The sequence below is a fragment of the Massilia sp. 9I genome (assembly GCF_902506415.1).
In the GTDB taxonomy this organism is placed as follows: domain Bacteria; phylum Pseudomonadota; class Gammaproteobacteria; order Burkholderiales; family Burkholderiaceae_D; genus Telluria.
In genome coordinates, this window is sequence record NZ_LR733275.1 from 3,274,457 (window position 1) to 3,288,266 (window position 13,810).

Here is a 13,810-nt window from a genome sequence, read left to right on the forward strand (position 1 = left end):
TCTTTTCTGGGTATGCATGTTTATCAGATCGTTACTTTATTCCGCCAGGTTGCGGACGTACCAGTCCAGCGCCTGGCTCAAGCCGTCGCCGATGCGGTGCGTCGGCTGGTAGCCGAGCAGCGCGCTGGCGCGCGAGATGTCGGCCTGCGAATGGCGTACGTCGCCGCGGCGGAAGTCGACGTACTGCGGCTGGTGCCCGGCCACGTGTGGGAAGCGCGCCGACAGGGCCGCCACCATCATCGCGTGCAGCTGGTTCAGCGTGGTGCGTTCGCCCAGCGCCACGTTGTAGACCTGGTTCACCGCGTCCTTGCCGGCCAGCGCCGCCAGCACATTCGCTTGGACCACGTTGTCGATGTAGCAGAAATCACGGCTGGTCTCGCCGTCGCCGTTGATGCGCAGCGCTTGGTTGCGCACCAGCGCGGCGATCCACTGCGGCACCACGGCGGCGTAGGCGCCGTGCGGATCCTGGCGCGGGCCGAACACGTTAAAGTAGCGTAACCCGATCGATTCGGTGCCGTATGTACGGCCGAACACGTTGGCGTACAGCTCGTTCACGTACTTGGTCACCGCATACGGCGACAGCGGGTTGCCGATCCGGTCCTCGACCTTCGGCAGGTCCGGATGGTCGCCGTAGGTCGAGCTGGAGGCGGCGTAGACGAAGCGCTTGACGCCGGCGTCGCGCGCAGCCACCAGCATGTTCAAAAAGCCGTCGATGTTGGTCGCATTGGTGGTCTGGGGATCGTCGATTGAGCGCGATACCGAGCCCAGCGCGGCCTGGTGCAGCACGAAGTCGATGCCCTGGCACGCGGCCTGGCAGGCGGCGTCGTCGCGGATGTCCGCTTCGATGAAATTAAATTTCATCCAGGCGTTTTCCGTGACAGATTCTTTCACCTGCTCCAGGTTATGGCGGTGCCCGGTGGCGAAGTTATCGAGACCGGTAACGCGCTGGTCCAGCTTCAGCAGGGCCTCGACCAGGTTCGAACCGATGAAGCCGGCCGCACCGGTCACGAGCCAGTGGTAGCGATGCTGCAACAGGTGCTGCTGGATTTCTTGAAACTTGTTCACTCTCAGACACTTTCACGGTCACGCCAGTGTTGGCGTCGTCCGCCGCGCACGGCGCGGCGGTCCTGTTACCAATCCGGCGATCAGAGACGCCAGACGCAGTAGCCGGCTTCCTGCAGGGCCTTCGGGTCGAATTGCGACTTGACGTCGATGAAGCAGCCGCTCGGGTTCAGCTTGGACTGGAAATCGGCCAGCGACAGGGCCAGCACTTCCTTGTGCGGCACGGCCACCACGACGGCGTCGGCCGGCGGCAGCGACTCCCAGCTTTCCAGCTTGATGCCGTATTCGTGCTGCGCTTCCTCGGCGTCTGCCTGCGGGTCGAACACGTGCACGTCGCAGCCATAGCTTTCCAGTTCGTGGACGATATCGGCCACTTTCGAGTTGCGCAGATCGGGGCAGTTTTCCTTGAAGGTCAGGCCGATCACGTTGACCTTGGAACCCTTGACGTGGAAGCCCGACGAGATCATCGACTTGACGGTCTTCTCGGCCACGAACTTGGCCATGCCGTCATTGATGCGGCGGCCGGCCAGGATCACCTGCGGGTGGTAGCCGACCATCTCGGCCTTGTGGGTCAGGTAGTAGGGATCGACGCCGATGCAGTGGCCGCCGACCAGGCCCGGACGGAAGGGCAGGAAGTTCCACTTGGTGCCCGCCGCCTTCAGCACTTCCAGGGTGTCGATGCCGACCTTGTCGAAGATGATCGCCAGTTCGTTCATCAGGGCGATGTTCAGGTCGCGCTGGGTGTTCTCGATGACCTTGGCGGCCTCGGCCACCTTGATGCTCGACGCGCGGTAGACGCCGGCGGTGACCACCGATTCATACAGCTGGGCGATGCGCTCGAGCGATTCCTCGTCGTCGCCGGACACCACTTTCAGGATGGTGGTCAGGGTGTGTTCCTTATCGCCCGGGTTGATGCGCTCCGGCGAGAAGCCGACGTGGAAGTCCTGCTTCCATTTCAGGCCAGACTCTTTTTCCAGGATCGGGATGCAGACTTCTTCGGTGGCGCCCGGATAGACAGTGGATTCGTAGACGACCACGGCGCCGCGCTTCATGTTCTTGCCGACCGACTTGCTGGCGCCGATCAGGGGGGTGAAATCCGGGTTGTGGGCGATGTCCACCGGGGTCGGAACCGCGACGACGATGTAGTCGGCCTGGGCCAGCGCCGCAGGGTCGGTGGTCACTTCCAGGTGACGCGCCGCGCGCAGGTCATCGGAAGCGACTTCGCCGGTAGGATCCACGAACTGCTTGTAGTTCTCGATCTTGGCGGTCGAGAGGTCGAAGCCGATGGTGCGGCCTTTTTTGCCGAACTCGACTGCCAACGGCAGGCCGACATATCCCAGTCCTACTACGGCGACTACTTCATCTGCTTTCATTATCGGATTCCGTTCAAGAATTAGATTTTGCTATTATGCTAACTTCCAATATATCACGGAAGCTCAGCGGTACTCAACAACGCACCAAGATTTGGCGCAACGCAACAACAAATACCTGAAATTGATATCTAAAAGACATTGAATACAGGGTCGCGTTGAGATTTCTTTGCGAAAACTTCGCAATACTATTTATATCATTGCAACTTCCTCGCTCGGCGTCAGCCTCTACTAACAATGCCTTGCAGCTGCACTTATTTCACCGGTGCAATGAATAGCATTTTAGCATTTTCTTGTTTTCAAGTATCTTGCTCATCCAATCGTGCGCACCCTTCATCCACCAGAAAAGCCTTGACCACAGGCAGCTACGATTACCTTAAAATGCCCAAATTACAAGTGCTGAGCGAAATCATGTCTGCAAATACCAACTGGGCCGTGGCCATCATCGCCGCCCGTGAGAGCCTCGACACCCTGACCTCGACCATTGAAGCAGCCGCGGCCGCCACGGCGGGCCGGGAGGCGGTCATCGACGTGCTGGTGAACGGCAATCCGGGACTGGCGAAGGCAGCGGCGGACTGGGCCGGCAACTGGCGCGGCACATGCGGGCTGCGGGTGTGGTCGATCGCCCAGGGGGACAAGGCGCATGCCTGGAACGAGTACGTGCACCGGATCTGGCCGGCGGGAAGCACTGCCTTCTTCCTCGATGGCTATGCGCGGGCGCACAGCGATGGCCTGGCGCAGCTGGCAGCCAGCCTGGCGCAGGCCCCGGACGCCTTCGGCGCCACCGGTGTGCCGACCAGCGGACGCTCGGCGACGGCGCTACGCGAAGCCATGCTGCGCGGCGGTGGTTTCCACGGGAATATGAATGCAATTCCCGCCCATGCCATGACCGGCCTGCGCGCCAGCGGCTTCCGCCTGCCGCTGGGGCTGTATCGCACCGATTCGCTGATCGGCTCGGTATTGATGTTCGCTCTCGACCCAACCGCCTACCAGTGGCAGCCGGGCCGGGTCATCGTCAACGGCGACGCCACCTGGGACGTGCCGGGCCAATCCGACTTGACGATAAAGAACATCGTGGCGCAGTTCAAGCGGCGCCAGCGCCAGGCCCAGGGGGATCTCGAGAACCGCGCCGCGCGCGACCATCTGGCGGTACGCTGCCTGCCGCTCAATCAATTTCCGAAAACGATCCGCGAACTGGTGCTGGGCTGGATCGATGCTCACCCCGACGAGGCGCGACGCCTCTATATCAAGAATCCATTGCGCCTGCGCGCTGCGCGCCGGATGCGCGCGCCGCAGGACTGGTCGGCGGCCGAGCGCGCCCCCGAGCTGCTGTTCGGCGCCCGCGAAGCGCGGGTTGCCTAGCGCGCCCGGCGGCGGATGGGACGCTCCCGGAACACCAGCGCCGACAGGCGATCCGGGGCCTGCCCAGGAATCCACAGGATAGTTCCGGTGAACCAGTGGCCGGTCGTGACAGTGAGGATGGCGAGAACCTTGGCGAACGAAAAATTCCGGCTAAGGTCGGCCGTACTGGCTTGTGCTGGCTTCGAGACCGCTTCTATTTCCTGCGGCGTGAGAACTATCGGGGACGACATTATGGTCGACGCGGCCTGTGTGGATAGTTGGCAACGTGACACAGAGTACAACTGATCAGCTGATTGCGACGCTCGTCATGGGAGATGTGACGAAGAGATGATCATGGCGCGGCTGGCGGGGATCGAACCCACGACCCTTGGCTTCGGAGGCCAATACTCTATCCACTGAGCTACAGCCGCGTTGGTGTGGCAGAAAGTGATGCGAAGGATACAGTCTTTCTCCCCCTACGTCCATGGGCAGGCCGTGCTGCGCTCAGGAATTTCGTTACATTACAGCAGCTTTATGACTATAATCGCTCGATTATTGGCATTTGCAAAAAAGCATCTGATGCAAGCGCCGGGGTGGCAGGTTTTTTTAATAGAATTAAGGAAATCATGAGCGACGCACACAACGAACACCAATCCCTGATCAGTACGCCAAAACAGCTCATCGTAGCGGTTGCGGGGTTTTTCCTGGTCATCGTCATCGGCATTATCCTGCTCGTGATTTTCGCCACCAATGATCGTCTCACCGGCGCCGGCACCAACAGCCAGAGCGCCGAAGCCGTGGCCGCGCGCGTGCGCCCGGTGGCCGAAGAAGGCTTCACCCTGGTCGACGCCAGCGCACCGCGCGTGCTGCAAGCCGGCAATGCCGTCTACGCCGCCGTCTGCGCGGCCTGCCACGACAGCGGCGCCGCCGGTGCCCCGAAACTGGGCGACAACGCCTCCTGGTCGCAACGCATCGCCCAAGGCTACGACACCCTCCTCAAGCACGCCATCGAAGGCATCCGCGCCATGCCGGCCAAGGGCGGTAATCCCGACCTCGACAACGTCGAAGTGGCGCGCGCCGTCGTCTACATGACCAACAAGAGTGGCGCCTCGTTCAAGGAACCGGCAGCTCCTGCTCCTGCGGCAGCGGCCCCGGCAGCGGCGGCTGTCGATGCCGCTGCCGCCCCGGCAGCCGCGCCGGCTGCAGCACCTGCCGCGGCCCCTGCGGCAGCAGCCGCACCCGCAGCAGCCCCGGCAGTAGCGTCTGCCGATGCCGGCAAGACCCTGTACAACAGCGCCTGCGTGGCCTGCCACGGTGCCGGCATCGCCGGTGCGCCGAAGGTCGGCGACAAGGCCAGCTGGGCGCCACGCCTGGCGCAAGGCGCCCCGGTGCTGTATGAACACGCTCTCAAGGGCTTCCAGGGCAAGGCCGGCGTCATGCCGCCGAAGGGCGGCTCGACTGCACCGGACGCCGACGTGAAAGCCGCCGTCGACTTCATGGTCGCTTCCTCCAAGTAACTCGCTTCTCCCCGCATTTCCCTCCCTCTCTGCTCCCGGCAATATTTGCCGGGAAGCATCACCGCTTAGCAAAACTGCACGGAAAATCAGGCAGAAAACGATTGCTGCCAAATAATGTTCGTTAGAAGACGAATAATGTTGTGTTGCATTTGGGAATAATTCTGAACGGAATTTGTGATTCCTCTAGGAATTTATTTTTCCATGGCGTAACCTTTTGGTCTGACAGGGCGTACTTCGATGCGTCCGCATTCCTGAAGAGAACCCAAATGACACTTTCTATGCAATCCCTGAAGCTCCGCAGCGTCTTCACTGCCCTGGCTGGCGCCGTCCTCGCTGCCTGCGGTGGCGGTTCGACCGTCGCAAACTCGCCGGTCAGCATGGACGGCGCACGCGCCATGAGCACCAGCAGCAGCGCTGCCACCGCGACCTATATTCCGCAAAGCCGCGGAACCGCAAGCACGACCAACAGCAGCACCACCGCCGGCACTGTCACCAGCATTCGCTTCGAGAGCACCTCGAGTGCCGAACAGACCAATGTGCCAGTGACCTTCGCCCACGTGTTCGCGCCGGGCCACCTGGCGGCCACCGCCTCGCTGGTCGGCCGCCTCGACAGCGGCGCCATCGTCCCGCTGCAAGTGAACGTCAAGGCACTTCATCCGGACGGTTCGGTGCGCCACGCCGTCATCTCGGGCGTGCTGCCAGTGCTGGGCGCCGGCGAAGTCCGCACCATGACCCTGGACCGCAGCGTGGCGGCCACCAACCCCGCGGGCAACGTCGCTTCGCTGCTGGGCGCCGGCTTCACGACCTCGTTCAATGCCACCGTCAACGGCGTGCGCTATACCGCCTCGGCGGACGAACTGATGAAGGCAGCTGCACCGAAATCCTGGCTGAACGGCAGCACCGTCAATGAATGGCAGGTGTCGGCGCCGCTGAAGAACAGCGCCGGCGTCGCCCACCCGCACCTGACCGCTCGCTTCTCGGTGCGCTGGTACGAAGCCGTCAAGAAGGCCCGCGTAGACGTCGTCATCGAAAACAACTGGGCTTATGAAGCCGCGCCGCAGAACTTCACCTACGACGCCGAGATCCTGGTTGGCGGCAAGCCCGCGTATGCCAAGCCGGCCTTCGAGCACTACCACCACGCGCGCTGGCGCAAGCTGTTCTGGTGGAACGGCACGGCGCCGGAAGTCATGATCAAGCACAACACCGGCTACCTGATCGCCAGCCGTGCCCTGCCGAACTACAACCAGACCCTGAGCATCCCGGAAAGCGTGCTGGTCGACCTGAAAACACGTTTCACCGCGAACTCGGAACCGATGGCCACCGGCCTGGCCGTGCCATACATGCCAACCACCGGCGGTCGCGACGACATCGGCATGCTGCCGCAATGGGCCGTTGTCTACCTGCTGAGCATGGACCGCCGCGCCCGCGATGCCACTCTCGGCACTGCCGAACTGGCAGGTAGCTATTCCGCCCACTACCGCGATAAAAATACCGACCAGCCGGTCAGCCTGATCGACTACCCGTACATGACCTTGGTAGGTACCCCGGGCGACGCGACGAACCCTGTTACCAAGAAGGTCGAGACCTTCCCCAAGTGCGCGACCACGACCGCCTGCAAGTCGCCGTATGTCGACGACATCTCGCACCAGCCGGCATTCGCCTACCTGCCATATATGCTGACGGGTGACCACTTCTTCCTGGAAGAGCTGCAGTTCTGGGGCACCTATAACGTGTTCAACTCGAACCCGGGCTATCGTGACAACATCAAGGGCCTGCTGAAGCCGGAACAGGTGCGGGGCCAGGCCTGGGCGCTGCGCACTTTGGCTGAAGTCGCTTACATCACTCCCGACAACGATCGACTGAAGGAACACTTCAACCGTATCCTGGACAGCAACCTGGACTGGTACAACAACGAGTATCCAAACAACCCGAACGCAAACAAGCTGGGCATCATCGTCAACGGTTACGCTCTCGGGTACTCGAACAACCGCGGCATGGCTCCGTGGATGGACGACTTCTTCACCGCTGCAGTCGGTCATGTGCATGATCTCGGCTTTACGAAAGCGACCTCGCTGTTGAAGTGGAAGGCCAATTTCCCGATCCAGCGTATGGTGGGTGCTGGTACCTGCTACATTCGCGGCGCGATGTATTCGATGATCGTACGCGACAGCGAAACCAGCCCGTTCTATACCACGATTGGCCAGGCCTTCAAGGCAAGCGATGACTTGGAATTGGGTTCGACCTTCTCTAGTCTGCAGTGCGGCAGCGCGGCGATGGCCACGGCCTTGAACCTCAAGGTTGGTGAAATGACCGGCTACTCGGGCGCTTATGCCGGCTACCCGTCGAACATGCAACCAGCTCTGGCCTACGCGGCTGACGTCGGCGGCGCCGACGGTGCCAAGGCGTGGCAGGTCTTCATGTCGCGTAGCGTGAAACCAGATTACCGCTTCGGCCCGCAGTTCGACATCGTTCCTCGATAATCCGTTTCCAGGCAGCCCAGGCTGCCTGCCATTCGAAAGCCCGGTGATTCCACCGGGCTTTTTTCATTTCAGCCGCGCGTTGTGCTGCCCAGTTACCTGCCGTCACTCTTTTCCCACGCACATAGCGACGCGGGAGGTGTTATCAAATAACCAAAAGTTACTCATCAAATCGCAAGCTTGGCAAGAAGCTACGATAAATCGCCGACATTGTCCGCTTTTAGCGCGCTGATCGCCGCAGTTCAAAATAAATTTTTCGCTTTCTCTCAGAGTGAAAAACCGTGTTTCTGGGAAAAATTCTTACGATTGGTTATGTACTTTCCTGTTCGCATCGTATATGCTGGGGAAAGTGTGTCGCAGGAAATTTCCTATAAGACACAAAAATTAGTGAATGCACATCGGCCGCGGCCCTGCCCGTCCGCTACAACATTCCTTCGCTGCTCTGGCGAATCCTCGGGTCCTGACAGAGCGTATGACTACACCGCATTTCATACAAACTTCCATGTACTTCTCGAAACTTCAAACCGCCACGATTCTGACCGGCGCAATCCTCGCAGGTTGCGGCGGCAATACCCTGACCGAGCAATCGGCATCCATGTCCGGCAGCAGCGCAAGCCAGGGCAACGCTACTCTCTCCGGCAGCACCTATGTCCCGCAAAGCCGCGGCACTGCTACCACTACGCCCACCCCGCCCACCAACACGCCGTCCACCGGCGGTACCAGCGCCGCCACCGTGACCAGCGTGCGTTTTGAAAGCAGCTCGGCTTCAGCGCAAAGCAATGTTCCCGTGACCTTCGGCCAGATCTTCGCGCCGGGCCACCTCGCCGCCGGCGCTGCGCTGGTCGGCCACCTCGCCAACGGCACTGCAGTGCCGCTGCAGCTCGACGTCAAGGCACGTCACCCGGACGGCTCGGTGCGCCACGCCGTGATCTCGGCCATCCTGCCCTCGCTGGGCGCCGGCCAGGTCGTCAGCATGAACCTGGACCGCGGCACGGCGGCAGCCGGCAGCGCCGGCAGCACCACCTCCCTGCTGGGCGCCGGCTTCACCACCTCGTTCAACGCCACCGTGGGCGGCGTGCGCTATACCGCTTCGGCCGATGAGCTGATCCGCAAGAACGTGGCCAAGGCCTGGCTGAGCGGTTCGACCGCCAACGAATGGGAAGTGTCGGCGCCGCTGAAGAACAGCGCCGGCGCCGCCCACCCGCACCTGACTGCGCGCTTCTCGGTGCGCTGGTACGAAGCCGTCAAGAAGGCTCGCGTTGATGTCGTGGTTGAAAACAACTGGGCATACGAAGCAGCGCCACAAAACTTTACCTACAACGCTGAAATTTTGGTTGGGGGCAAAGCGGTCTATGCTAAGCCGTCCCTCGAGCATTACCACCATGCGCGCTGGCGCAAGACTTTCTGGTGGAACGGTAGCGCGCCGGAAGTCAACGTCAAACACGACACGGCCTACCTAATCGCCAGCCGCGCCCTGCCGAACTACAACCAGACCCTGAGCATCCCGGAAAGCGTGCTGGTCGACCTGAAAACGCGTTTCACCGCGAACTCGGAACCGATGGCCACCGGCCTGGCCGTGCCTTACATGCCGACCACCGGCGGTCGCGACGACATCGGCATGCTGCCGCAATGGGCCGTTGTCTACCTGCTGAGCATGGACCGCCGCGCCCGCGATGTCACCCTCGGCACTGCGGAACTGGCGGGCAGCTATCCGGCCCACTACCGCGACAAGAATACCGACCAGCCGGTCAGCCTGATCGACTACCCGTACATGACTCTGGTAGGTACCCCGGGCGACGCGACGAACCCTGTTACCAAGAAGGTCGAGACCTTCCCGGCCTGTGCCAGCGCCGCTGCGTGCAAGACGCCATACACCCCTGACGTCTCGCACCAGCCGGCATTCGCCTACCTGCCATATATGCTGACGGGTGACCACTTCTTCCTGGAAGAGCTGCAGTTCTGGGGCACCTATAACGTGTTCAACTCGAACCCGGGCTATCGTGACAACATCAAGGGCCTGCTGAAGCCGGAACAGGTGCGGGGCCAGGCCTGGGCGCTGCGCACTTTGGCTGAAGTCGCTTACATCACTCCCGACAACGATCGACTGAAGGAACACTTCAACCGTATCCTGGACAGCAACCTGGACTGGTACAACAACGAGTATCCAAACAACCCGAACGCAAACAAGCTGGGCATCATCGTCAACGGTTACGCTCTCGGGTACTCGAACAACCGCGGCATGGCTCCGTGGATGGACGACTTCTTCACCGCTGCAGTCGGTCATGTGCATGATCTCGGCTTTACGAAAGCGACCTCGCTGTTGAAGTGGAAGGCCAATTTCCCGATCCAGCGTATGGTGGGTGCTGGTACCTGCTACATTCGCGGCGCGATGTATTCGATGATCGTACGCGACAGCGAAACCAGCCCGTTCTATACCACGATTGGCCAGGCCTTCAAGGCAAGCGATGACTTGGAATTGGGTTCGACCTTCTCTAGTCTGCAGTGCGGCAGCGCGGCGATGGCCACGGCCTTGAACCTCAAGGTTGGTGAAATGACCGGCTACTCGGGCGCTTATGCCGGCTACCCGTCGAACATGCAACCAGCTCTGGCCTACGCGGCTGACGTCGGCGGCGCCGACGGTGCCAAGGCGTGGCAGGTCTTCATGTCGCGTAGCGTGAAACCAGATTACCGTTTCGGTCCGCAGTTCGACATCGTTCCTCGATAATCCGTTTCCAGGCAGCCCAGGCTACCTGTCATTAGAAAGCCCGGTGTATTCCACCGGGCTTTTTTTCATTTCACCGTGCGTGGCGCTGCCCAGTTACCAAGCTCGTAGGGTGTTTTTCTGGATGGTGGCCATTGCGCGATCTCCAAGCAGCGGCTTAGATCTCTGCAGGATTGGTTTCGAGTAACCGAACAGGACTGTCACGGCTAAAAGACAAATGCAGGAATTGCAAGCAAACGCAGCTTCAATCCGGTCCTATACCAGCCAAAGCTTTCATGCGTTTTGCGCGCGTGATTCTTGCAAAATATACAGCCATGCGAACGCTTGGGTGAGATGAAAAATGCCGGCGCGATGCCGGCGATTGCAGAAGCGTTCAGCGCGATACTGTCAAAGGCTTAACAGGGTCCGGACAAGGTTCGTTGCCGCAGGCAAGCTTCACGAGACGTGCCGTTTCCGCTGGTTGGGCAGCGCGGAACACATTGCGGTCGCGCCTGACACGCGCAAGTTGCTCATCGATGTTCAATGGCGTTAGCTGCACGCCGTACTGGTCATTCGATTCGCGATCAAACATGCGTGCAACCATCCTTGCGCCCAAGGCAGTCGAGTAGTGCACTGGATCCCAAAACCATTTCATACCAGCGCTTGTACCTTTCGCCGGGACCGGTTCCTGTGCCGGGTCTTCGTAACCGCCGAAGTCCCATAAGGCAATGTCCTGGTCCTTACTGGCGCCTGCCACCAATGTGGTTAATTCACGTTTCCACCGCTCGTAATCACTCCAATAGCCCATTCTATCGAGCAGTTCAAGACGTGACACATGCGCTGGTTGAATCGCCAACACAACATTTATCCGGTGCGCCTTAGCGAAGGCAAGCAGCTCGGTCACGGCCTGCATCCGGCGAATCGGTCCGACTGGCGTATCGGAAAGAAGGCGGCGCGGGCGTCCATAATTCTTCACGGTGTCCACGTTCTTCTGATCGAACAGCAGCGCGAAGCCGTCGGCCGCAGCAGTCGCGCGCAAGGCTGTATCCGACATGCCACCGTCCGGCTTGAGGTTGACCACGCGGCCGGAGCGGTTACCTGCAATGGTTCGGATACTATCGAAGCTTGCATCGAGCGACAGCAATGCCAGCGCCTGGTCGGTCAGTACGCGCAGACGGCGCGCTTCATTCGGCTGGCCATCCGGTCCTACGACCAGACGTTGCAGTACCTCGTCCACTTCTCCGGTCGGTGCGTCGGACTGGTCAGGGCGATACAGAAAACTCTCGAAGTCGAGGCCAATCACGACCATCTGTGGGGCCGCACCAGATCGCGAAGCGACATGGTGGCGCAGATAATTGAGACTATCCCCTGCCGTCGTACCAACCAGGCTCAGGTTATAGACCGGCTTGGCGGTTGCTGGCCAGCCAGGGGCGGCCGGATCAATGCCGAGGTCAGTACGCGAGCTGCCGAGCACGATGGTGCGCGCGCTGATGCGTTCCGCCTGATAGGCCTTCATCATACGTTCGCGCGTTTCGACTGCAGGTTTGAGCGAATTGAAGCCTGTGGTCCTGGGCGCATCGAACACCAGATATGGGTCGGTAATATAGTTAAAGGCGGCAATCGCGGCAGCGATACCAGCCGCAGCGACGCCGAAAACGAGGCAATAACGCGATGGGGTCATGACTTAGAACTGCCAGTAGAGGAATTCGCTCGGACGGCTCAGCCCGAGCGTACCAAAGATGAACAATGCCGCGATGATGAAAGCCCAGCGCGTATTCCACGTCAGCACCATCGGTCTCCGGACCGATACGCTGGCCGCAGATGCGGCTGCAACCGGCTGCTTGGCCTTTGGTTCGAAGTACAAGGCTGGTTGGTAGCGCTGCATAATCTCGAGGGAGTTCGGCATGACAGTGGCGATCAGGAACAGTACAACTATCCAGATGACCGCAGCGGTAAAGGTTGCGCCCGATGTCATGTCGCCGCCGATACCGAGGTTCTGCACCCACTGCGCGATCGGGCCTGCACGGTTCAGGATGGCCAGCGGCACCGAGATCCCGTCGAGACCGGCCATGCCGCGCAGGACGCGCCATGCCGATTCAATTGTGGTGGCCCTGAACAATACCAGTCCCACAACGACCGCAACGAAGGTGATGACAAAGCCCACCGGCCTCATGATGCGCTCGTAGGCTGCCTTGTCCCACTTGGGACGCCATTGACGCCAAGCGTGGTTGATGGTCAGGTACACACCGTGCAGGATGCCCCATGCCAAGAAGGTATAGCCGGCACCGTGCCAGAAGCCGGACAGGAACATCGTGAAGATGGTCGGCCAGGCCAGCAGCGTAATGAAGGCGCCGACGGTCGGGCGCTTGCGGCCGATCACGGGAAGCCCCTTTGCCATGCGCTTGCGGGTCAGCGACATCACGATCGGCGTGTATACATAAGCCGTCAGGAATCGGGTCAGGGTGATGTGCCAGCGCGACCAGAACTCGATAATGCTCGATGCCTTGAGCGGCGAATTGAAATTCATCGGAAGCTTGATTCCGAAGATACGCGCCAGGCCGATCGCCATGTCCGAATAGCCGGAAAAGTCAAAGTAGATCTGGAAGGTGTAGGCGAGTGCCCCAATCCAGGCCTGGAAGAAGGAAATCGGCTCGCCGTTGATGGCCGCGGTAAAGGTGGCTGGCACGTAGGGAGCGATGCCGTCTGCCAGCACTACCTTCTTGAACAGGCCGATTGCGAAGATTGACAGGCCGACAGCGACATTCTCCGGGTTCAGCCGGCTTTCGATCTTGGCGAACTGCGGCATCATTTCGCGGTAATGCACGATCGGTCCAGCGATCAGCTGGGGGAAGAAGAATACGAAGATCAGGAAGTCGAACAGATCGAAGTCGCGGATCGCACCCGAACGCACGTCGGCAAGGAAGGCGATCTTCTGAAAGGTGATGAAGGAAATCCCCAAGGGCAGGATTACCGAGGTCAGGGCGTACTGAGTTCCAGCCAAGTCATTGATCGACCCAAGGAAGAAGTTCTTGTACTTGAAGTAGCCGAGGAAACACAGGTTGGCGACGACGCCTATCGCCACCAGCAGGTTTGCAACGCGCACGCGCGGCGTGCTGTATGCGAGTTGAGCCCGAATACCCAGCGCGAGCACATAGTTGACGGCGACGGAAGGCAGGATGATCGCTAGGTTGACCGGGTTCCACACCCCGTAGAACAGTAGCGAGCATGCCACAAGCCAACCGAGGCTGGCCGCACGCGATTCGAAACGATTGATCGCCATGTAGCCGAGCACGGTCAACGGCAGGAAGACGAAAATGAAAGAGTAGGAATTGAACAGCATCG

Annotated in this window: 8 protein-coding genes and 1 tRNA gene; 4 read left to right on the forward strand and 5 right to left on the reverse strand. The window is 60.5% G+C overall.

What is annotated here, in order from left to right:
- Positions 1-36: 36 nt before the first annotated feature.
- Together GV068_RS14620 and GV068_RS14625 are read right to left on the reverse strand one after the other, a co-directional pair.
- Entirely contained in the window at positions 37-1,065 is a 1,029-nt protein-coding gene (locus GV068_RS14620; protein WP_159699058.1) for an SDR family oxidoreductase, read from the reverse strand.
- An 80-nt stretch (positions 1,066-1,145) separates the two neighbouring features.
- Positions 1,146-2,435, reverse strand: a complete 1,290-nt coding sequence (locus GV068_RS14625; RefSeq protein ID WP_159699061.1) for a nucleotide sugar dehydrogenase — start codon at positions 2,433-2,435, stop codon at positions 1,146-1,148.
- Positions 2,436-2,843: 408 nt separating this feature from the next.
- On the opposite strand from GV068_RS14625, the gene GV068_RS14630 reads away from it, so the two are divergent.
- Positions 2,844-3,794 carry a hypothetical protein gene (locus tag GV068_RS14630; RefSeq protein ID WP_159699064.1) on the forward strand — a complete coding sequence of 317 codons (951 nt, stop codon included), beginning with the start codon at positions 2,844-2,846 and terminating at the stop codon, positions 3,792-3,794.
- Positions 3,795-4,128: 334 nt separating this feature from the next.
- Here GV068_RS14630 and GV068_RS14635 read toward each other — a convergent pair.
- A tRNA-Arg gene (locus GV068_RS14635) sits at positions 4,129-4,204 on the reverse strand.
- Between the two features lie 195 nt (positions 4,205-4,399).
- Between GV068_RS14635 and GV068_RS14640 the strand changes: the two genes are divergently transcribed.
- The 3 genes from GV068_RS14640 (at position 4,400) to GV068_RS14650 (ending at position 10,492) form a co-directional block, all read left to right on the forward strand.
- A complete protein-coding gene (locus tag GV068_RS14640) occupies positions 4,400-5,290 on the forward strand; it encodes a cytochrome c5 family protein (protein ID WP_159699067.1) in 891 nt (296 codons plus the stop codon).
- Positions 5,291-5,568: 278 nt separating this feature from the next.
- Positions 5,569-7,770 (forward strand): hypothetical protein, encoded by a 2,202-nt coding sequence (locus tag GV068_RS14645; protein WP_229464216.1) that lies wholly within the window; start codon positions 5,569-5,571, stop codon positions 7,768-7,770.
- Between the two features lie 499 nt (positions 7,771-8,269).
- A complete protein-coding gene (locus GV068_RS14650; protein ID WP_229464218.1) occupies positions 8,270-10,492 on the forward strand; it encodes a hypothetical protein in 2,223 nt (740 codons plus the stop codon).
- A 370-nt stretch (positions 10,493-10,862) separates the two neighbouring features.
- Here GV068_RS14650 and GV068_RS14655 read toward each other — a convergent pair whose 3' ends face one another.
- Positions 10,863-12,149 (reverse strand): hypothetical protein, encoded by a 1,287-nt coding sequence (locus GV068_RS14655; RefSeq protein WP_159699070.1) that lies wholly within the window; start codon positions 12,147-12,149, stop codon positions 10,863-10,865.
- Positions 12,150-12,152: 3 nt separating this feature from the next.
- Positions 12,153-13,808 (reverse strand): MBOAT family protein, encoded by a 1,656-nt coding sequence (locus GV068_RS14660; RefSeq protein WP_159699073.1) that lies wholly within the window; start codon positions 13,806-13,808, stop codon positions 12,153-12,155.
- Between the last annotated feature and the right edge of the window lie 2 nt (positions 13,809-13,810).